This is a genomic window from Streptomyces lienomycini (genome assembly GCF_027947595.1).
Taxonomy (GTDB): Bacteria; Actinomycetota; Actinomycetes; order Streptomycetales; family Streptomycetaceae; genus Streptomyces; species Streptomyces lienomycini.
Genome location: NZ_CP116257.1, coordinates 4,257,937 through 4,276,630, shown reverse-complemented (window position 1 = coordinate 4,276,630; position 18,694 = coordinate 4,257,937). Strand labels below are relative to the sequence as shown.

The window sequence follows — 18,694 nt, the reverse complement described above, 5'->3', positions numbered from 1 at the left end:
ATGATCGTCCGTATCGGCAGACGGCTCGCCGGGCTCCTCGCCACCCTCCTCGCGTCGTCGTTCGTCATCTTCGCCGCGATCTACGCCGCCCCCGGCGACCCCGCGGTCTTCCTGGCGGGCGGCCGCGACACCCTCACCCCCGAGCGCCTGGCCGCCGTACGCGAGCAGTACCACCTGGACGAACCCCTGGTCGTCCAGTACGGCCGGTGGCTGTGGGACTGCCTCCACCTGGACCTGGGACGCTCCTTCCAGTACGGCGACGAGGTCGCGGACCTGCTGGCCGCCCGCTTCCCCACCACCCTGGAACTCGTCGCCTACGCCACCCTCCTCTTCGTGGTCCTGGGCGTGGGCGCCGGCGCGCTCGCCGCGCTCAACCGGGGCCGCTGGATCGACTCGGCCGTCGTCGGCGCCACCACCCTCGCCGCGTCCGTGCCCTCCTTCGTCGGCGGCATCGCCCTGGTCGCGCTGTTCGGCGTGCAACTGCGCTGGTTCCCCGTCACCGGCAGCGGAGAGGGACTGGCCGGCACCCTGCACCACCTCACCCTTCCCGCCGCGGCCATGGCCCTGGGCGCGCTCGCGGTCGTCAGCCGGGTCACCCGGCAGGCCGTCGTCGACGCCGACGGCGCCGACCACGTCGCCGTGGCCCGCTCCTCCGGGCTGCCCGAGCGTGAGATCGTCCGACGCCACGTGCTGCGCAACGCCCTCGGCCCGATCGTCACCATGTGCGGCCTGGTCACCGCCGGCATGCTCGCCGGCACCGTGGCCATCGAGACCGTGTTCGGCCTCAGCGGCATCGGCTCGCTGCTCGTCGGCGCCATCAACAGCCACGACTTCCCCGTCGCGCAGGCAGTCCTGCTGCTCATGGTCACGTGCTACGTCGTCGTCACCACCCTCGTGGACCTCGCGCACCCGCTGCTCGACCCGCGCCTGAAGTCGGCAAGGAGCTCAGCATGACCGCCGTACCCGCCAGCGCCCCGGCCCCGGCCGTCCGGCGCACCCGGCGTCCGGTCGCCGCCATGGCCGCCACCGGCTTCCTCGCCCTGGTGGTGCTCGCCGCCGTCCTCGCCCCGCTGCTCGCGCCGTACGCCCCCGACGCCGTCGACCTGTCGTCCTCCCTGGTCGGCACCGGCGGCGACCACCTGCTCGGCACCGACGCCTCCGGCCAGGACCTGCTCTCCCGCGTGCTGTACGGGGCGCGCACCAGCCTCGTCGCCCCCGTGCTGCTGCTGGCCCTCGCCGCCGTCATCGGGGTGAGTCTGGGCACCCTGGCCGCCTGGCGGGGCGGCTGGGTCGACACCTTCGTCTCCCGGCTGACCGACGTGATGTACGCCTTCCCCGGGCTGCTGTTCGTCGTCCTGATCATCGCCGTCTTCGGCACCGGCATGACCACCTCGGTGCTCGGCCTCGGCCTCGCCTTCGCGCCCACCATCGCCAAGTACACCCGCAGCGTGGCCCTGGCCGAACGCGCCAAGCCCTACATCGACGCCTACCGCGTACAGGGCATGGGCGGCACACGGATCTGCGTACGCCACCTCGTGCCCAACCTCGCCCGGTCGATCGCCGGATACCTGGTGGTCCTCTTCGGCGAGGCGCTGATGAGCCTGGCCACCCTCAGCTACCTCGGCTTCGGTACCCAGCCGCCCAGCTCCGACTGGGGACTGATGGTGCAGGAGGGGCAGTCGGCCATCGTGCAGGGCGCGTTGCTGCCCGCGCTGGTGCCCGGCACGGCCATCGCCGTCGTCGTGGTGGCCTTCAACGTCGCCGGGGTGCACCTCGCCGACCGGCTCGGAACCAGGAGGTAGCACCCCGTGCTGCTCGACATCGACCGACTCACCGTCCAACTGCCCGGCGCCGCCCGGCCGCTCCTCGCGGACGTGTCCCTGCGCGTCGCCGCGGGCGAGGTCGTCGGCCTCGTGGGCGAATCCAGCTCCGGCAAGTCGACCACCGCCAAGGCCGTGCTGCGCGTCCTGCCCGACGACGCCGTGGCGCACGGCCGGGTGACGGTCGCCGGAACCGACGTACTGACCATGCCGGGCGCCGCGCTGCGCCGGCACCGGGCCCGGCGCGTGGCGATGATCCACCAGAACCCGCGGTCGGCCCTCAACCCCGTGCACCGCGTCGGCGACTTCCTCGTCGAACGCCTCCTGCACACCGGCGAGTACGACCGCCGCACCGCCCGCGACCGGGCCGTCGACCTCCTCGACAGCGTCGGCCTGAGCGACCCCGCCCGCTGCCTGCGCCAGTACCCGCACGAAATGTCCGGCGGCATGCTCCAACGCGTCGTGATCGCCGGCGCGCTGGCCGCCGACCCCGACCTGATCCTGGCCGACGAGTCCACCAGCGCCCTGGACGTCACCACCCAGGCGGAGATCCTCGCCCTGCTGCGCGACCTGGGGCGCCGACGCGAGACGGGCATGCTGTTCATCACCCACGACCTGCATCTGGCCGCCGCCTACTGCGACCGCGTGTACGTCATGTACGCGGGCCGGACCGTCGAACACCAGCCGGGCCGACGGCTCTTCGAGCACGCCCGGCACCCCTACACCCGGGGGCTGCTGGACTGCTCGCCCGAACTCGGTGTGCCCCGCCCCCTGCGGCCCATCCCCGGCCGGCCACCCTCGCTCTCGGACGGATTCGACGGCTGTCCGTTCGCCGCCCGGTGTCCCGAGGCCGAGCCCGCCTGCGAGGCCTGGGCCCCACGGGCGGTGGAACTCCCCGACGGCGGCGAGGCCGCCTGCCGCCGGCTGCCCGAGGCGGCGGCAGCCACCGCCCCAGCGACTGCGAGGAACAACCCGTGACCACTTCTGACCCCGTGCCCCGCGTCCCGCTCCTGGTGGCCGACGGGCTCCACAAGACCTACGGTCTCCCCGGCGGTGGCACCCTGGTCGCCGCGAACGACGTGTCCTTCACCCTGCCGACGGGCGGAGCGATCGGCATCGTCGGCGAGTCGGGCTCCGGCAAGACAACCGTCGCCCGCATGCTCGTCGGCCTCGTCCGGCCCGACGCGGGCACGATCCGCGTCGACGGACGGGACCGGGCCGCGGGACGACGCCGCGGCCGCCGCGAGCGCCTCACCCGTGCGCGAGAGATACAGATGGTCTTCCAGGACCCCTATCTCTCGCTGGACCCCCGGCTCACCGCACGCCAGTGCCTGACCACCACGCTCCGCCTGCACGAGGCGACCGATTCGGCCGCCCGGATCGAGGAACTCCTGGACGTCGTCGGTCTCGGTTCCCGTGAGGCCGACGCCCGCCCGCACGAGATGTCGGGAGGGCAGCAGCAGCGCCTGGCCATCGCCCGCGCCCTGGCGGTCGACCCGCGTGTCCTCGTCCTGGACGAGGCGGTGGCCGCACTCGACGTGTCCATACAGTCACAGATCCTGAGTCTGCTCGTCGACATCCGGCAGGCCACCGGGCTCGCCCTCGTCTTCATCAGCCACGACCTCGCCGTGGTCCAGCACGTCACGGACGAGACGGTGGTGGTGCGACGCGGCACCGTCGTCGAACAGGGGCCCACCGAGCGACTGCTGACCGCCCCCGAGCACGAGTACACGCAACTGCTGCTCGCCTCGGTCCCGCGCCACGGATGGGACCCGGCGGACGCGGTACGGGCCCGCCGGGCCGCCACGACGTCCGGCTAGCACCGGGTTCCGCCGAGCTCCCGATCACCGTCGCCGGGGCCGTCCCGTCATGTCTTGTCCGGTTTGGTCAGCCGTGCACGCTGAGTCGCCCACAGGGCCTTCTGGGCCAGCAGCGTCACGGTGCCGGCGACCACGATGCCCCCCAGGTTGAGCAGCAGCTGCTCGCTGGAGCCCACCGTCTGGGTGGTGTCGCCGAAGCTCAGGGCGACTGCCGCGTTCGCGGCCGCGGGGACCGTGGTCACGGAGATGGCGACGCCCACCAGGGCGCCGGACTTCGCCGAGGTCAGCGAGAGTGTGCCCGCCACTCCGGCCAGGAGGGCCACCGCGAACGAGAAGGAGTCCGGAGCGTAGACGAAGCCGGTGTTGGGCCGTTCGGCCTCCAGCTTGCTCTCGCTGAACAGGCCGAACGCGTCCATGATCCAGCTGAAGCCCACCGTCACCGCCATGGCCACCGCGAAGCCCACCAGCAGGGCGGTCAACGAGCGCAGCGCCAGGCGCGGTTCCCGCTGGACGGTCGCCGTGCAGATGCCGGCGAGGGGTCCGAACTCGGGGCCGACCGCCATCGCGCCCACGATCAGGATCGCGTTGTCGAGGACGACACCGCAGGCCGCGATCATCGTGGCGAGCGTGATGAAGGCGATGTAGGTGATGGAGAGCGTCGACTCCTCGTGTGTCGCTTCCTCCAGCTGTTCCCACAGCACCGCGTCGGCCGGCTCGCCCGGTGCGTCCTTCTCGGCCTTCTGGGCGCGCTTGGACAACGACAGGTCGATGTTCTCCGCGGTGATGGCCCCGCAGTCGTCGATGCCCAGTGACCGCAGGCGGCTGATGAGCGCGTCGCCCGCCTCGCGGGCGACGTCGCACATGACGACGTCGCCCCTGGGATCGCGGGCGGCGCCCGGCAGGACGACCAGGTGCGCGGTGCCGACCGTCCGGTCGATCAGACGGACCACCTCGTCGGTGCGGTCGGCCGGGGTGATCAGGCGCAGATGCAGCATGGCGGCAGCGTAGCCGCGCGCGGTGCCGTTCGAGGTGTGACCTGTGTCAGGGCCTCACACGCATGTGTTGCCGTCGGTCCAGGTCTTGGTGGTGTTGCCCGGCAGTGCCTGCCAGTGGACGACGGCGCACTGGAAGTTCTGCCGCGTCTCGTTGCCGACGGTGTGTTCGTAGGAGGTCGGGTAGCCCATCCATCCCGCCTCGCATCCCTCGGCGCACCAGTAGTCGCCGATCTCTCCCCACACCGGCCATGCGCCGCTGCGCGGGGACCAGTAGACGGTCCCCTTCTCGAACTGCGTCCGGCGGCCGATCCCGTCGGGGTTGGCCAACTCGTCGGTCAGCGGGCAGCCGAGTGCCCCCTGGGGGCCGCCCATCGCGAGGTACCGCTGTTCGATGTCGCCCAGCACCCGGTGACCGCAGTAGTCGCCGTCGGCCCGGGCGGCGGACGACGCCGACACGACGAGCGTGCCGGCCAGCAGGGCGAGCAGGCCCGCGGCGGATGCCGCCTTCTTCGGCATCCTGGCCCGGCCGCTCGTCTGGACGCGTGTCATGAGTCCCCCTTGTCGTGGTTCCTTGTGGTGCTTCGCACGGGTGCCGCGCTCCGCGAGCGCGGCACCCGTTCACACCAACGACGAGCCCGGGGCATGGGCACGGTGTCCGTTCAGTCACCGACCCCGCGCGGCCGGCCCGGGCCGGCCCGGTCGCTCAGCGGAACACGGCGATGTTGCGGGCGACCCAGCTGCTGAAGGGGCGCGGGGCGCGGCCGAGGACCGTTTCCACGTCCGGGCTGATCCGCAGTTCGGCCGGGATGGGGGCGGAGATGATGTCCAGGGTGTCGTCGGCGAGTTCCGCCGGCACGGCCTGCATCATCATGGCCTTGGCCTCGTCGCGGGTGAGTTCGTGGAACCGTACGGGCGAGCCGAGTTCGGATGCGATCGTTTGCGCCTGCCGGCGCGGCGTGATGACCTCCGGCCCGGTCAGCTCGTACACCCCGCCGTTGTGGCGGTCGTCCAGCAGGCAGGCCGCAGCGACCTCGGCGATGTCCGCCGGGTCGACGACCGGTATCCCCACGTCGCCGAAGGGCGCGGCGACCGTCCCCCGGGTGCGGACGGACTCCGCCCAGGCGAAGGCGTTGGAGGCGAAGCCGCCGGGCCGCAGGACGGCCCAGTCCAGGCCGGACTCCCGCAGCGTGTCCTCCAGCGCGCGCATCGCGACCCGCGTCGGGCCGAGCGGCCTGGTCGACACGCCCTGCGAGGACAGCAGGACGATGCGGCGGACCCCACGGGCCGCGGCCATGCCGATGATGTCGGCCGGCCTGGCGTCGAGGGCGTGCAGGTCGCCGGACAGCAGGAGGAACAGTGCCTTCGCCCCGTCCAACGCGGGCGCGAGGCCCGCCGGTTCGGCCAGATCGGCCGCCACGTGCCGTACCCCGTCCGGCATCGCCGCGGCGTTCCGCGACACCGCCGTCACCTGCTCACCCGCCTCGGCCAGGGCCTGCGTCAAAGGTCGGCCCACATTTCCGGTAGCCCCGGTCACCACGATCATGTTCAGCTCCTCGTCAGTTGTGCAGTGCGGTCGTTGACGCTAGGAGCGGGGGCTTACTCTTCGTAAGAACATACCCAGAGGTAAGCTCCGGACATGAATGAAGGCGCGCAGCTTACGCAGGCCGAGGCGGACAGTGGCTATGAGGTGTTTCACACCGACTGCCCCGCGCGTGACATGGTCGACCACGTGACCAGCAGGTGGGGCATCTGGGTGCTGATCTCCCTGCGCGGCCACGACCTTCGGTTCTACGAGCTGCGCAACAGCATCCAGGGCATCAGCGAGAAGATGCTCGCCCAGACCCTGCGCGCGCTGGTCCAGGACGGCCTGGTCTGGCGGGAGGTGGAGCCGACGACGCCGCCCCAGGTCACCTACGGGCTCTCCGAGTTCGGCCGGGACGTCAGCGAACCGCTGACGGACCTGTTCGACCGGATCACACGGTGGCTGCCGCCGCGCGGCCCTTCTGCCGAATCCGGAGAACAGCGGGGGGCCTGGAGACCGACAAGAACGGCGTGATCACCGACTCCGGCCGTAACCCGTCGGTGGTCGGTGGTCGGTGGTCGGTGGTCGGTTACGGAATCAGGAACTCCAGCTCCGGCCGGTCCCACGCCACCGCGGGCGGGTTCGCCAGGGCGGTCCCGGTGGGCAGTGCGCCCACACTGAGGTAGAAACCCTCGGCCGGAGGATGCGCCACCACCCGGACATGATCCAGCCCCGCCGCGCGCGCCTCGGACCTCATGTGCTCGACGAGCAGCCGCCCGATGCCGTTGCCCTGCATCCCGTCCTGGACGAAGAGCAGGTCCAGCTCCGAAGGCACGAGCATCAGCGAGTAGAAACCGAGTACGCGGCCCGTGGCGTCCCTGGTGTCGACGGCGACGAAGACCCGGTGGTTCTCGATGTAGTCGGGCCCGACGCGATAGTCCGCGACCATCGCGGCGTAGTGGCCCTCGTAGGCGCGCGATCCGCGTACGAGTCGCGTGAGCCGCTTGGCGTCCCGCGCGACGGCCCGGCGTATGAGGATCCCGCCACGCGCGGCCGCGACACTTGAATGCACCAAACCATTCTACGCGTCCGCACGAGACCGGGTACGCCGCGCTCCCGCGCCGGGTGGCCAGACGCGTCGCTGCCGTGCCCGGGGTGCGGTGCCGCAGTTCGCACTCTCGCCGCCGTGTCGGCAGGATGGGGGCATGACCGAGATCCGCACCCCTCGTCTCGTCCTGCGCCGTTGGCTGGACGACGACCTCGTTCCGTTGTCCGAGATCCACGCCGACCCGGTGGTGATGCGGAACATCGGCGACGGCGGGCCGCGCTCGGCGGAGCAGACCGCCGAGGACATCGAGGCGTGGGAGGAGGAGTGGGACGAGGAGGGCTTCGGGCTGTTCGCGGTCGAGTTGCTGGGCTCCGGTGAACTGGTGGGTGCCGTGGGCCTGTCTGTCGCCGACGCACCGGCCGAGGCAGTCGGTCAGGTCGCGATCGGCTGGCGGCTCGGGCGAGTGTTCTGGGGGCAGGGATACGCCTCCGAAGCGGCGCACGCCGCCCTGGAGTTCGCCGTGCAGGACCGCGGGCTCGACCGCGTGATCGCCGTGTTGCGGAGGGGCGACAGCGCTTCCGCGGGGGTGGTCGACAAGCTGGGCATGGAGGCGGAGGACACCGCCCCCCACCCGGTCCACGGCTACGACGTGTCGGTGTTCGGCATCGACCTGACGCAGTACCGGGAATAGCTTCAGCGCACGGTGGCCGGGGGACCTGCCCCCCCCCCCCCGCGAAACCGGTGGACACCCTTCGGGGCCGTCGGAGAGCATGCGCGGGTGGCAGATGAAACCGGCCGTCACCGGCCGCCCGCGCAGAGTCCGAAACGCGTCCGTTTCGTCGAGCTGTCCGGCGGGGCGATGTCCGCTTTGCTCGACGGGGACCTGTCCGAAGCCGGCAGGGTGGCCGGGGTCACGCTGACCGAGTACTTCGTGACCGACAGGGCACGGTGGCTGTGGCGGTACCGGCTCGACCAGATGGCCGCCGATCCCGGCCGTGCGCGGTGGATGGCGCGGCAAGCGGTCGTCGGCGACGAAGGTCTCGTCGTCGGGCATGCCGGGTTTCACGGACCGCCGGACGAGTCCGGCATGGTCGAGATCGGCTACTCCGTCGCTCCCGAATTCCGTCGCCAGGGGTACGCCCGAGCCGCACTGACCGAGTTGCTCCGCCGGGCAGCGGCCGAATCCGCGGTCAGGACCGTGCGGGCGACGATCGGCCCCGGCAACGTGGCATCCCTCGCCACGATCGCCGGCTTCGGCTTCGTCGAGGTCGGAGAGCAGTGGGACGAGGAGGACGGGCTCGAACTGGTCTTCGAGGTGTCTGCGGACTTCTCAGCCTCGGGAGCGGGGTAGCGGGTCAGCGGGCGGCGGACCGTTCCGTGTCCGGGACGGCGTCCTGGGTGGCGGCCCAGGACGCCAGGAGACGCAGGCCTTCTTCGGAGGGCGAGCCGGGTTCGGCGGTGTAGACGGTGAGGGTGAGGCCGGGGGCGGCGGCCATCTCCAGGCCCTCGAAGGCGAGGGTGAGGTCGCCGACGGCGTGATGGTGGAAGCGCTTGGTGCCCGTGCCGTGGTGGCGGACGTCGTGAGCACCCCATCGCGTACGGAACTCGTCACTGCGGGTACACAGCTCCCCGACCAGATCGTGCAGCTCCTTGTCGTGCGGGTTGCGGCCGGCTTCGGTGCGCAGAATGGCCACGGCGACGTCCGCGAAGGTGTCCCAGCCCGGGTAGAAGCGGCGCGAGGCGGGGTCGAGGAAGTTGAAGCGGGCCAGGTTCCGCTGGTTGCCGGGCGTGGCGTACACGTCGGTGTAGAGAGCACGGAAGAGCGGGTTGGCGGCCAGGACGTCCATCCTGCCGTTGCGCACGAACGCGGGGCCCGCGGTGATCGCGTCCAGGGTCCACTGCAGGCTGGGGTGGGGCTTCCACTGGTCCTTGGTGCGCCGTCGGCGAGGGCGGGTGAGGACGTCGGAGCCGTCGGCGGCCTGGGCCAGATTCACCAGGTGGGCGCGTTCGGCGTCATCGAGCCGGAGGGCCCGGGCGAGAGCCTGGAGGACAGCCGGGGAGACACCGGCGAGACTGCCGCGCTCCAGCTTCGAGTAGTACTCGACGCTCATGTCGGCCAGCGCCGCGACCTCGCTGCGGCGCAGACCCGGCACCCGGCGCCGGGTGCCGGAGGGCAGTCCGGCCTGTGCGGGGGTGATCTTCGCGCGCCGCGAGGTGAGGAACTCGCGGACCTCCTCACGGTTGTCCATGTCTTCGACGGTACGTCGTGCACGCGGCCACAGGGGTGTACTGCCAGTACACCCCTCGTCAGTGACTCGCTGGGTGCGGGAAGAGGCGGTTGCTTGGACTCAGGGCTCAGGGCTCAGGGCTCAGGGGTGAGGGTCCAGGTCTGGATGGCGTCGGGGGTCGCCGGTTGCTGGGTCAGCGGTGCTCCGTCGGCGGCGGACGCCGAGGTCAGCAGGAGGCGGCTCGACTGTGCGGCGAGGGTGTAGCCGCCGTCCTTCGGCGTGGCGATCCAGCGTTGGTTCGCGGCGCCCGTGCACGTGTACTGGATGACGGCCGCGCCCGCCCGCGTGGAGTTGGCGTCGACGTCGGCGCAGAGGCCCGAGTGCCGGTTCCTCAACGTGTGGGTGCCGTCCGGGTTCACGGTGACGGCCCACTTCTGGTTGTCGCCGCCGTGCCACTGGTACCCGATCAACTGTGTGCTCGGAGCGGTCGAGTTGGCGGGAACGTCCACGGCCTGGCCGCCGGCCGTGATGCGGTGGACGCCGTCGGCGGGCCCTTCGGGGGCCGTGCAGGACGTCGACGACTGGTGGGCGCCGCGGTCGGGAGCGCAGCCCGCCGTGACCGGGTTGCCGAAGTAGTCGCGGGTGCCGGGCGACGGCATGGCCCGGCCGTTGGCCAGCGCGGACGAGGCGGCCCGCAGACGGTAACCGTCGGCGTCCGTACGTGAGGTCGCCGAACCGGGCGCGGTCAGGCGGGGATCGGTGGTCACCTTGCGGGCGTCGGCCGGTTCACCGGCCGGGTGGTTGCCGTAGAAGACGTTCGAGTCGAAGACGAGGGCGGCGGCGTCGACGTAGGCGGCCTCGGACGTGGCCACGTGGAAGATGTTGTTGCTGAAGGCCACGGAGGCACCGGTGGAGCCGTTGGCGTTGTTGATGACGTCGACCGGCCTGGAGAGGAAGAAGGTGTTGTTGTAGATCTGTGTGTTGGTGGTCTTCGCGCAGACCATGTCGAAGAGTTGCCCGCCGTCGTTCTGGCTGATGTTGTAACGGACGACGTTGTCGGCGGTCGTGGATCCGGCGCCGTTGCACAGGAGGATGAAGCCACCCTCGTTGTCGTGGCTGTAGTTGTACTGGTAGACGGTGCCGATGTTGGCCTCGTCGAGGTCCAGGCCCTGGCCGTCGCACTCGCTCTTGCCGCCGCTGACCTCGTTGTACTGGTACAGGGCGCCGTCGGTGTTCCAGCCCCAGATGCCGGCGGCGCAGTGGGCCGGCTCGCGTTCGCGGAAGCCGTCGACTCTGTTGTACTCGACGAGGGCGCTCTCGGTGTGGTGCGGGACGATCGCGTCGCCGCCGATGTCGGTGACGGTGTTGCCGCGGACCACGACTCGGGTCTGCGGCGTCCACGGTCCGCAGGCCGTACCGCAGTTGGGGTTGTTCAGTTCCGGTCGCTGCATCCAGCGGGTCCAGAAGTGGATGCCGTAGCGGTCGACCGTCCGGACCGTGTTGTTCTCGATGACCACGTCGTCGAACCTGGTCGGCGTCGTCTGGCCGAGGACCTCGAAGAAGATGCCCGCGCTGGCGTCGTCGTCCTTCTTGGTCTGGTTGCCGTTGACGTCGTGGACGTCCAGACCGCTGAGGCGGTAGTGCGTCCCGGTGCCGGAGTCGGCGCGGGTGATGTGCACGCCGCGCCGGGTCGCCGCGGTGTCGCCCCGGTTGGAGACGTCGAGGTCGCGGATCTCCCAGTACTGCTGGTCGGCCAGCCGGACCACGTCGGTCACCCGGCCGGCTCCGGCCAGCGCCGGCTTGGCCCCCGAGCCGTACGTGTCGACGGTGATCGGCCGGTCCTCGGCCCCGGATCCCTTGGGGAACAACTGCTGTCCGGTGCACGTGGAACCGCGCTTGAGGAGGATCGAGTCGCCGGGCTGGAAGGTGTGGGCGTTCACCCGCGCCAGGTCGTTCCAGGGGCTTGCTTCAGTGCCGTTGCCCGCTGCCGTGGCGTCGCAGTCCACGTAGAAGGGCCGTGGTTGCTCCACCGCCTGTGCGAGCGGGGCGGTCCCCAGCGGCGTGAGGGGAAGGCACAGGGTCGAGAGGAACAGGGCGAGTCTTCTTCTTGCCTGCACGGATGGCTCCCTGCTGGGTCGTCGTGGACCGGACGGGTGGCGCGCTCGTTCCGTTGTGACGGCTGGCTCAACAGACGTCTGATGTCTGAACCTCTGGGAAGTTAGGCAGCCCGTGCGGTCCGCGTCAAGGGTCTGGACGCCTCCGCGGGTGAACCGTCGCGCCTCGGGCGGCCGGGCTTGTCCGGCTCACGTGCCGGCATCGTCCATGGATCGTGCCCCGGCGGCTAGTGTGACGGGCATGAGCGAACACTCGGAGCGTTCCGTCGTCGTGGAACGCACCAGCAGCGGCCAGTTCACGGCGACCAACGCCCGCGGTGGATCGATCAGTTTCGGCACGTCCTCGGAGAGCGGACAGGACACCGGATTCACCCCTGTCGAGCTGTTCCTGGCCGCGATCGGCGGCTGCGGGGCTGTGGACGTCGACATCGCCACCAGCCGTCACGCGGAGCCCACCCGGTTCTCGGTGACCGTCGTGGGGGACAAGGTCAGCGATGACCTGGGCAACCGCATGACGAACCTCAAGGTCTCGTTCACCGTGGACTTCCCGGACGACGAGGGGGCGGAGCGCGCCCGCGCGATCCTGCCCCGCGCCGTCAAGGCTTCCCACGACCGCCTGTGCACCGTGAGCAGGACCGTCGAGATCGGTGCCCCGGTGACCACGACGGTCGCCGACGCCTGACTTCTCGCTCCCCCTCTCCTCGCCACCCGTTCGGCCCTGAGGCGACGCCCGTGCCGCCACCCCTGCCATACTGGTGCAAATAGGGTGAAATCCTAGAGGGCGAGCCTGCGGAGGCGCAGCGATGCAGCAGCACGCCGAGAACGGCGGCGATCACACGACAGACGCCGAAGAAGAGCCGGAGCCGTACGACGACGAGGTCTACGACGACGAGTCCGAGGACGACGAGTCGGCCTACCAGGACGCGGTGGTCCCGGGCGGCGATGCGACGGCGGCACGCTCCTCGCAGGAGCGCGGCCCCGACGTCTTCCTGGACGTCCCCCAGCTCAAGGTCGACGAGCTGAACCTCGACGTGGAGAACCTGCGGGCCCACGTCTCCCTCCAGGCCGAGGTGCTCGACCTGCTCAAGCTGAACGTGGGCGCCGATGTCGCACTCGGCCAGGTCCATCTCGGCATCTCGGGAGTCGAGGCACAGGCCCGGCTGGAGGTCCGGCTGGACAACGTCGCGCTGATCATCAACCGGGTTCTCACCACACTCGACCGGAACCCCCGGATTCTGGAGGACCTGGCCCGCGGTGTCGGGTCGGCCGTGCAGGACGTGGGCCAGGGCGCTGGATCGGCCGTGCAGGATGTCGGCCAGGGCGCCGGAGCAGCCGTACAGGACGTCGGCAGGGGCGCCGGCTCCGCGGTGGAGGACGTCGGCGGCAGTGCCGGTGAGGCCGTCGGAGAGGTCGGGCGGGGCGTCGGAAGGGGAGCGGGGGATGCTCTCGGCGAGGTGGGTGGAGCGGCGGGCGAGGCTGCCGCGGATGTGGACGACGTGGCCCGGGGCACCGTCCGCTCGGCCGAGCGAGGCGTTGGACGCACCGCGGAGGAAGCCGGTCCGGGGGAGGAGGCGGCGGGACGGATCACCCGTGGCGCCGCCGGGACCGCCGAGTCCACCACACGCTCGGGGCACGGCACGGATCGCGCCGGCCCCTCGCGCCGGACAGGGGCACGGCAGACGCCCGGACGGACCGGAGACGACGCCGCGAGCCGGCGCTCCGCCGTCCGGCGCCGCCGCACGCGCGACGACGACGAGTCCGAGGCGGTGCGACCCGCCAGGCGCGGCATGGTCCGCAAGCGCGACGAGCCGCCGTGAACGGACGCGACGCCGGCCCCGGACTCCGAAGCCTCGGGCCGCGCCCCCGGCCCTGCCATCTCCTTCGACGCGGTCGTCAGCGGTGACCGGCTGCGTTTCGAGGAGGTGCCACGAACGACGGTCTCCTTCCCCGGGACCGGAGCGCGCGAATCGGTGTCGCAGACGGAGCGGACGAACCTTCCGCCTCGGGTCGCCCCGGGGCTGGAGTATCGCGACGTGACCGTGACATACGGCCTCGCCAGCCGTCTCGTCGGACCCGAGCCGGTCGGCGAGGACGGGACATCGGCCTGACAGACGGTGTTCGACCCCTTGAAGGAGTACCCCATGCAGGGACCCGACCAGATCGTCCACGATCTGCGGGCGACCATCGAAAGAGACGACCGGGGCCTCGGGGCATTGATCGAGAAGTCCCTGGTCAAAGCCAGAGAACGCGCCGAGGCCGACCTGAACGCCGATCTGTTCGGGGCACTCGACTGGCCGCGGACCCTACCGGAGTACTACGAGTATCTGAAGCGCTTCATCCGGTGGGTCCCGCGCCAGTCCGCCGCGGCGGCATGGAAGGTCTCGGCTCCGGAGCAGCGATACGCGAGAGAAGTCAGCGACCGGCTCGCCCACTTCTACTGGCTGATCGACCAGAAGGTGGACGACGGCCGCACCGCCATCGCCGAGAACTCGGAGCCCTTCCGGGGATGGCTCACCGCGTTCGCCCGCCAATGGGGGGACTTCTTGGATACGGCGGAGTCCTTCAGCCAGGAGATCCTGGACACGTTCGTCCGAGACGCGCCCGAGTACCACGTGCACGAATCCCTCGTGGGCGGTCGACCGAACATGCCCAGCGGTTGGTTGACGTTCAATCAGTTCTTCGCCCGCGAGCTGAACCCCGGTCTGCGGCCGGTGTGCGACCCCACGGACAACAAGGTGGTGACCTCACCGGCCGACTGCGTGTTCCAGCATGCCTACGGTATCGACCAGTCGTCGAACATCCCGCGCACCACCGTCAAGGAATCGCACCACTACGGCAATATCCGGCAGCTGATCGAGGGAAGCCAATACGCCGATTCCTTCGCCGACGGCACCTTCGTGCACTACATGCTGCCGCCCTCGGCCTACCACCGATACCACGTACCCGTCTCCGGGCTGGTCAAGGAGTCGTACGTGATCAGTGGGAAGGTCTATATGCAGGTCGACCTCGAGAACCACGAGCTGGTCTCCAAGGACAGCGCCCGGAGCGGCTACGAGTTCTCACAGACCAGGGGCGTCCTCACCCTTGACACCTCGGGTTCGGACCACGGCGACCTGGGCGTCGTCGCGGTCGTCGCGGTGGGCATGGCCCACGTCGCGTCAGTGAACCTCACCACGGTCGTCGGCACCCACGTGACGAAGGGTGAGGAGTTCGGCTACTTCCAGTTCGGAGGCTCCGACATCATCGTCCTGTTCCAGGCAGGGGTCACTCCCGAGGTGAGCACCGACGAAGGCTTCCGGCTTGTCGGCTCGGTCATCGCGCGATGCGATCGGACCGTCTGAGCTGACTCCCTGTCTGCCGCGGTCTCCGCTTCGACAACCCCTTCGATCTTCTGGGGGGACCTCGCGGCGTGCGCAGACGACCGGTACAACACCTCCGCGGCATCGACCACCAGGAGCACGCACATGCGCGGCCGCGACCGCCCCTGACAACGGACCCCTTCCGTAGCACGTCACTCCCTCCAACCCGTCGCGCAAGCGAGGAGCAGAGCATGACCGACGAACACCGCCGGGGGCCGAGCGCCGTCGTCGTGGGCGCGGGCCTGGCCGGCCTCGCGTGCGCGCTGGACCTGTGCCGTGCCGGATGGCGGGTGACCCTGCTGGAGGCATCGGACGGTGTGGGCGGCCGGATGCGCACGGACCGGCAGGACGGATTCCTGCTGGACCGCGGATTTCAGGTGTTCAACACCTCGTATCCGCAGGTGAAGCGACGTCTGGACCTGAGGAGCCTGAGACTGCGGCCGTTCACGGCGGGCGTCGTCGCGCACACACCGAAGGGCCGGGTCCGTGTCACCGACCCGACGCGGGAGCCCGGCGCGGTGGGGGAGCTGCTGCCGGGGCGGATCTTCTCGGCCCGCGACCTGGCCGCGCTGGCGGCACTCACCGCGCGCGACGCCGTGCTGCCCGCTTCCGTCACCAAAGGGCGCGGGGACGGCGCCACCTCGGCGGCCCTGACCCGGGCCGGAGTTTCGGACGGCGTGATCGCCGACATCCTGCGGCCGTTCCTGTCCGGCGTGTTCCTGGAAGACCGGCTGGAGACCTCCGCGCGCTTCTTCCACCTCGTCTGGCGAAGCATGGTGCGAGGGTCCCTGTGCCTTCCGGAGAAGGGCATCGGCGCCGTACCCGCCCGGCTCGCCGCCGGCCTGCCCGACGGCGTCCTGCGCCTCGGCACGTCCGTCGCGGAGGTCACCGACGCCGGAGTGCTGCTGAGCGACGGCAGCGAGGTGCCGTCCAGGACGGTCGTCGTGGCCACGGACCCGGCGACCGCCGCCCGCCTGCTCAGGGGCCTGACCGTGCCGGACACCCGTACCGTCACCACCTACTACCACGCCACCGACAGAACCCCGATGCCTGAACCGACCCTGATGGTGGACAGCAGCGGCGCGGTTCTGAACACCTGCGTACTCAGCGAGGTGGCTCCCGCCTACGCGCCTCCCCGCACCGCGTTGGTCTCCACCTCCGTACTGGGAGGAGACCTCCCCGGCAGATCAGAGGCGACGCTCCGGCGTCTGGCCGAGCTGTACGGCACCGACACGGGCGACTGGCACCAGGTCGCCGCCTACACGGTCGAGGGGGCGCTGCCGGCGATGCTCCCTCCCTGGCCGCTGAGCCGCACCGCCCGCCTCGGTCCGGGAAGGTACGTGTGCGGGGACTACCGGGCGACGGGCTCCGTGCAGGGCGCCCTGGCGTCGGGTGCGCGCGCCGCGCGGGAGGTGTCCGCCGACGCGGGACGGCAGCGATGACCGCGAGGATCAGGCGTCGTCGAACTCGGACCGGTCGGCCGGAGCGCGGCCGCGGTCACTCTCGCCCAGGTCGAGGTCCTGACGAAGCGTGGCCGCGGACAGGGGGGAGGCAGCGGTGGTGTCACGGTTGGTGGCCCCGCCGCGAACCCACCGCGCACCGCGCCTCGCCCGGCCCTCGGTCCGCCGGGCGACCGCACCGCTGCCGCCGACGCCTCAGCCCCGGGCGACGCGTCGGTACCGGCCCACGGCCAGGGGCATGAAGACGGCGATGATGGCGGCCGTACACAGCAGCGCGTACCCGGTCGCGTGCTCGACCGGCCAGGAGTCCGGCGGGACCATCGTCGGCGGGGCCTCGTTGCCGAAGAGGGAGCGGGCGGCCGTCGCGGTGGCGGAGACCGGGTTCCACTCGGCGATCGTGCGCAACGGGCCGGGCATCGTGGCGACGGAGACGAAGGCACCCGACACGAAGGTGACGGGAAAGAGCCAGACGAGCCCCGCGCTCTGCGCGACTTCGACGCTTCGGGCCACGAGGCCGATCGTGGCACCGACCCACGACATGGCGAAGGCGAAGAGCAGGATCAGTCCGTAGGCGGCCACGGCACCCAGCACGGAGCCCTCCACCCGCCAGCCGATCAGGAGCCCGCACAGCGAGGTGACGGTGAGCGTGACGGCGCTCATCGTGAGGTCGGACAGCGTGCGGCCGAGGATCACGGAGCCACGCGGCATGGGCAGCGCACGGAACCGGTCGACCATGCCCTTGTCCATGTCCGCGGCCAGCCCGATCGCCGTGAACGAGGCGTTGAAGGTGACGGCCTGCGCGAAGATCCCGCCCATCAGGAACGAGCGGTACTCCGCACCGCCCAGGCTGCCGCCGAAGACGTAGGCGAGCAGCAGGACGAACATCAACGGCTGGACGAGGGCGGCGACGAGCGCTCCGGGCGTGCGGCGCAGGTTGAGCAGGTTGCGCTCGGCGATCAGCAGTCCGTCGCGGACGGTACCGGCCGGTCCGGCCGGCTTCTGCGCGACCGGGTTCACCGTCGCCATGCGTGCGCTCCCTTCCCGGACCCGGCGCGCTGCCGGGGCCGCTCCGTGTCGACGGGATCGTCGCAGGGGCGGGGCTTGCCGGTCAGCGCCAGGAACACGTCGTCGAGAGTGGGTGGCGCCAGGGACACGTCCCGCACACCGAGGCGGGCCTCCGCCAGGGCGCCGAGGGCGCGCTGCAGTGCTGCCGCGCCGAGGTCGGTGGCCACCGAGACCCGACCGGTGCGCCGGTCCGTCTCCGGCCGGTACGGACCCAGCGCGGCCAGCACCTCGGCGATCGCCCCGACGGTCTGCGGCACCGCCGGGCTGAGCGTGATCCGCTCTCCTCCGACGGCCTCCTTCAACTCGTTCGAGGTGCCGCGGGCGATGACGCGGCCGTGGTCGATGACGGCTATGGAGTCCGCGAGCCGGTCGGCCTCCTCCAGGTACTGGGTGGTGAGCAGGACAGTGGTGCCGTCCGCCACCAGGTCCTGCACCGCCTGCCACGTCTCGGCGCGACCGCGGGGATCGAGGCCCGTGGTGGGCTCGTCGAGGAAGACGACGGCAGGCCGGGCGGTCAGAGCACCGGCGAGGTCCAGCCGGCGACGCATACCACCGGAGAAGCCTCCACTGGGCCGATCGGCCGCCTCATTGAGGGAGAACCGGTCGAGCAGGTCGCCGGTGCGCCGACGGGCCGCTCGGCGGCTCATGCCGTACAGACGGGCGACGAGGTGGAGATTCTCGCGCGCGGTCAGGCGTTCGTCGACGGCGGCGTACTGGCCGGACAGACCGATGCGTGTGCGTACGGCCTCCGGCGCATCCGCGATGTCGTGTCCGGCGACCGTGGCGCGGCCGCCGTCCGGGCGCAGCAGTGTCGTGAGGATGCGCACGGTGGTGGTCTTGCCCGCGCCGTTGGGGCCGAGCAGGCCGAGGACGCTGCCCGCCGGGACCCTCAGGTCGATGCCTGCGAGGGCCCGGCGGTCGCCGAAGCTGCGGGTGAGCCCCTCGGCCACGATCATGTCCCGCGTTCCGCCGGGCGCCGCCTCCGAGACGGCACGGCCTGGTCGGGGCAGGGGCTGCCCGACCGGACCCAGGAGGTTCACTCCGGAGGCCTTCACCGGGCGGCCAGCGCGCTGCGGGGGGTGAGGTCCGTCCAGTGGGCGTCGACGTAGGCGATGCATGCCTCGCGGGTCGTGGGCCCGTGGACGGGACGCCAGCCCGCGGGGACGTCGGCGAACTCGGGCCACAGGGAGTGCTGGCCCTCGTCGTTGACCAGGACGCGGTGCTGGACGGCGGGGTTGTCGAAGGGGTTGGTCATGGTGCGGA

20 protein-coding genes are annotated in these 18,694 nt (G+C 71.3%); 11 read left to right on the top strand and 9 right to left on the bottom strand.

The annotated features are described in order from the left end of the window. From BJ961_RS19330 to BJ961_RS19315, 4 genes are read left to right on the top strand one after another with little or no spacing between them, the layout of a single operon-like run. The gene (locus BJ961_RS19330) at positions 1–954 is read left to right on the top strand and encodes an ABC transporter permease (RefSeq protein ID WP_271414037.1); all 954 of its coding nucleotides are present in this window, start codon (positions 1–3) and stop codon (positions 952–954) included. Further along, complete coding sequence (locus BJ961_RS19325) at positions 951–1,802, top strand: ABC transporter permease (RefSeq protein WP_271414036.1); 852 nt, start codon at positions 951–953, stop codon at positions 1,800–1,802. The genes BJ961_RS19330 and BJ961_RS19325 overlap by 4 nt, the downstream gene beginning before the upstream one ends. 6 nt (positions 1,803–1,808) lie before the next feature. Further along, positions 1,809–2,798 carry an ABC transporter ATP-binding protein gene (locus BJ961_RS19320; protein ID WP_271414035.1) on the top strand — a complete coding sequence of 330 codons (990 nt, stop codon included), beginning with the start codon at positions 1,809–1,811 and terminating at the stop codon, positions 2,796–2,798. Next, positions 2,795–3,640 carry an ABC transporter ATP-binding protein gene (locus BJ961_RS19315; protein WP_271414034.1) on the top strand — a complete coding sequence of 282 codons (846 nt, stop codon included), beginning with the start codon at positions 2,795–2,797 and terminating at the stop codon, positions 3,638–3,640. The genes BJ961_RS19320 and BJ961_RS19315 overlap by 4 nt, the downstream gene beginning before the upstream one ends. Before the next feature lie 47 nt (positions 3,641–3,687). Here BJ961_RS19315 and BJ961_RS19310 read toward each other — a convergent pair whose 3' ends face one another. From BJ961_RS19310 to BJ961_RS19300, 3 genes are all read right to left on the bottom strand, one after another. After that, entirely contained in the window at positions 3,688–4,635 is a 948-nt protein-coding gene (locus BJ961_RS19310; protein WP_271414033.1) for a DUF389 domain-containing protein, read from the bottom strand. Between the two features lie 54 nt (positions 4,636–4,689). Beyond that, positions 4,690–5,184 carry an LGFP repeat-containing protein gene (locus BJ961_RS19305; protein WP_271414032.1) on the bottom strand — a complete coding sequence of 165 codons (495 nt, stop codon included), beginning with the start codon at positions 5,182–5,184 and terminating at the stop codon, positions 4,690–4,692. Between the two features lie 154 nt (positions 5,185–5,338). After that, the gene (locus BJ961_RS19300; protein WP_271414031.1) at positions 5,339–6,178 is read right to left on the bottom strand and encodes an SDR family oxidoreductase; all 840 of its coding nucleotides are present in this window, start codon (positions 6,176–6,178) and stop codon (positions 5,339–5,341) included. A gap of 93 nt (positions 6,179–6,271) precedes the next feature. Here BJ961_RS19300 and BJ961_RS19295 point away from each other — a divergent pair, with 93 nt between their 5' ends. After that, positions 6,272–6,691 (top strand): winged helix-turn-helix transcriptional regulator, encoded by a 420-nt coding sequence (locus BJ961_RS19295; protein ID WP_271414030.1) that lies wholly within the window; start codon positions 6,272–6,274, stop codon positions 6,689–6,691. A 55-nt stretch (positions 6,692–6,746) separates the two neighbouring features. Here BJ961_RS19295 and BJ961_RS19290 read toward each other — a convergent pair whose 3' ends face one another. Beyond that, on the bottom strand, positions 6,747–7,229 hold the full coding sequence (locus BJ961_RS19290) for a GNAT family N-acetyltransferase (RefSeq protein ID WP_271414029.1): 483 nt from the start codon (positions 7,227–7,229) through the stop codon (positions 6,747–6,749). A gap of 133 nt (positions 7,230–7,362) precedes the next feature. Here BJ961_RS19290 and BJ961_RS19285 point away from each other — a divergent pair, with 133 nt between their 5' ends. Together BJ961_RS19285 and BJ961_RS19280 are read left to right on the top strand one after the other, a co-directional pair. Next, a complete protein-coding gene (locus BJ961_RS19285; RefSeq protein WP_271414028.1) occupies positions 7,363–7,896 on the top strand; it encodes a GNAT family N-acetyltransferase in 534 nt (177 codons plus the stop codon). A gap of 168 nt (positions 7,897–8,064) precedes the next feature. Beyond that, positions 8,065–8,556, top strand: a complete 492-nt coding sequence (locus tag BJ961_RS19280; protein WP_271417098.1) for a GNAT family N-acetyltransferase — start codon at positions 8,065–8,067, stop codon at positions 8,554–8,556. 4 nt (positions 8,557–8,560) lie between these two features. Here BJ961_RS19280 and BJ961_RS19275 read toward each other — a convergent pair whose 3' ends face one another. Both BJ961_RS19275 and BJ961_RS19270 read right to left on the bottom strand, forming a co-directional pair. Beyond that, on the bottom strand, positions 8,561–9,454 hold the full coding sequence (locus tag BJ961_RS19275) for a helix-turn-helix transcriptional regulator (protein WP_271414027.1): 894 nt from the start codon (positions 9,452–9,454) through the stop codon (positions 8,561–8,563). Positions 9,455–9,567: 113 nt separating this feature from the next. Further along, positions 9,568–11,550, bottom strand: coding sequence for an RICIN domain-containing protein (locus BJ961_RS19270; protein WP_271414026.1), 1,983 nt, complete (start codon positions 11,548–11,550; stop codon positions 9,568–9,570). A gap of 238 nt (positions 11,551–11,788) precedes the next feature. Between BJ961_RS19270 and BJ961_RS19265 the strand changes: the two genes are divergently transcribed. The 4 genes from BJ961_RS19265 (at position 11,789) to BJ961_RS19250 (ending at position 16,348) form a co-directional block, all read left to right on the top strand. After that, positions 11,789–12,229: an OsmC family protein gene (locus tag BJ961_RS19265; RefSeq protein WP_271414025.1), complete on the top strand. Its 441-nt coding sequence runs from the start codon at positions 11,789–11,791 to the stop codon at positions 12,227–12,229. 121 nt (positions 12,230–12,350) lie between these two features. Further along, entirely contained in the window at positions 12,351–13,364 is a 1,014-nt protein-coding gene (locus BJ961_RS19260) for a hypothetical protein (RefSeq protein WP_271414024.1), read from the top strand. 324 nt (positions 13,365–13,688) lie between these two features. Next, positions 13,689–14,888: a phosphatidylserine decarboxylase gene (locus tag BJ961_RS19255; RefSeq protein ID WP_271414023.1), complete on the top strand. Its 1,200-nt coding sequence runs from the start codon at positions 13,689–13,691 to the stop codon at positions 14,886–14,888. Between the two features lie 209 nt (positions 14,889–15,097). Further along, positions 15,098–16,348 (top strand): NAD(P)/FAD-dependent oxidoreductase, encoded by a 1,251-nt coding sequence (locus tag BJ961_RS19250; RefSeq protein WP_271414022.1) that lies wholly within the window; start codon positions 15,098–15,100, stop codon positions 16,346–16,348. Positions 16,349–16,561: 213 nt separating this feature from the next. Here the strand turns inward: BJ961_RS19250 and BJ961_RS19245 are convergent, their stop codons facing one another. From BJ961_RS19245 to BJ961_RS19235, 3 genes are all read right to left on the bottom strand, one after another. Then, a complete protein-coding gene (locus BJ961_RS19245; RefSeq protein ID WP_271414021.1) occupies positions 16,562–17,392 on the bottom strand; it encodes an ABC transporter permease in 831 nt (276 codons plus the stop codon). Next, positions 17,380–18,387: an ATP-binding cassette domain-containing protein gene (locus BJ961_RS19240; RefSeq protein ID WP_271414020.1), complete on the bottom strand. Its 1,008-nt coding sequence runs from the start codon at positions 18,385–18,387 to the stop codon at positions 17,380–17,382. The genes BJ961_RS19245 and BJ961_RS19240 overlap by 13 nt, the downstream gene beginning before the upstream one ends. 95 nt (positions 18,388–18,482) lie before the next feature. Further along, on the bottom strand, positions 18,483–18,686 hold the full coding sequence (locus BJ961_RS19235; protein ID WP_271414019.1) for an MbtH family protein: 204 nt from the start codon (positions 18,684–18,686) through the stop codon (positions 18,483–18,485). Positions 18,687–18,694: the final 8 nt, after the last annotated feature.

What these genes read in the sequence shown, in the direction of transcription:
- BJ961_RS19330 (WP_271414037.1), top strand. Translation starts at nt 1, where the DNA reads ATGATCGTCCGTATCGGCAGACGGCTCGCCGGGCTCCTCGCCACCCTC.
- BJ961_RS19325 (WP_271414036.1), top strand. Translation starts at nt 951, where the DNA reads ATGACCGCCGTACCCGCCAGCGCCCCGGCCCCGGCCGTCCGGCGCACC.
- BJ961_RS19310 (WP_271414033.1), bottom strand. Translation starts at nt 4,635, where the DNA reads ATGCTGCATCTGCGCCTGATCACCCCGGCCGACCGCACCGACGAGGTG.
- BJ961_RS19305 (WP_271414032.1), bottom strand. Translation starts at nt 5,184, where the DNA reads ATGACACGCGTCCAGACGAGCGGCCGGGCCAGGATGCCGAAGAAGGCG.
- BJ961_RS19300 (WP_271414031.1), bottom strand. Translation starts at nt 6,178, where the DNA reads ATGATCGTGGTGACCGGGGCTACCGGAAATGTGGGCCGACCTTTGACG.
- BJ961_RS19295 (WP_271414030.1), top strand. Translation starts at nt 6,272, where the DNA reads ATGAATGAAGGCGCGCAGCTTACGCAGGCCGAGGCGGACAGTGGCTAT.
- BJ961_RS19285 (WP_271414028.1), top strand. Translation starts at nt 7,363, where the DNA reads ATGACCGAGATCCGCACCCCTCGTCTCGTCCTGCGCCGTTGGCTGGAC.
- BJ961_RS19280 (WP_271417098.1), top strand. Translation starts at nt 8,065, where the DNA reads ATGTCCGCTTTGCTCGACGGGGACCTGTCCGAAGCCGGCAGGGTGGCC.
- BJ961_RS19275 (WP_271414027.1), bottom strand. Translation starts at nt 9,454, where the DNA reads ATGGACAACCGTGAGGAGGTCCGCGAGTTCCTCACCTCGCGGCGCGCG.
- BJ961_RS19265 (WP_271414025.1), top strand. Translation starts at nt 11,789, where the DNA reads ATGAGCGAACACTCGGAGCGTTCCGTCGTCGTGGAACGCACCAGCAGC.
- BJ961_RS19260 (WP_271414024.1), top strand. Translation starts at nt 12,351, where the DNA reads ATGCAGCAGCACGCCGAGAACGGCGGCGATCACACGACAGACGCCGAA.
- BJ961_RS19255 (WP_271414023.1), top strand. Translation starts at nt 13,689, where the DNA reads ATGCAGGGACCCGACCAGATCGTCCACGATCTGCGGGCGACCATCGAA.
- BJ961_RS19250 (WP_271414022.1), top strand. Translation starts at nt 15,098, where the DNA reads ATGACCGACGAACACCGCCGGGGGCCGAGCGCCGTCGTCGTGGGCGCG.
- BJ961_RS19245 (WP_271414021.1), bottom strand. Translation starts at nt 17,392, where the DNA reads ATGGCGACGGTGAACCCGGTCGCGCAGAAGCCGGCCGGACCGGCCGGT.
- BJ961_RS19240 (WP_271414020.1), bottom strand. Translation starts at nt 18,387, where the DNA reads ATGATCGTGGCCGAGGGGCTCACCCGCAGCTTCGGCGACCGCCGGGCC.
- BJ961_RS19235 (WP_271414019.1), bottom strand. Translation starts at nt 18,686, where the DNA reads ATGACCAACCCCTTCGACAACCCCGCCGTCCAGCACCGCGTCCTGGTC.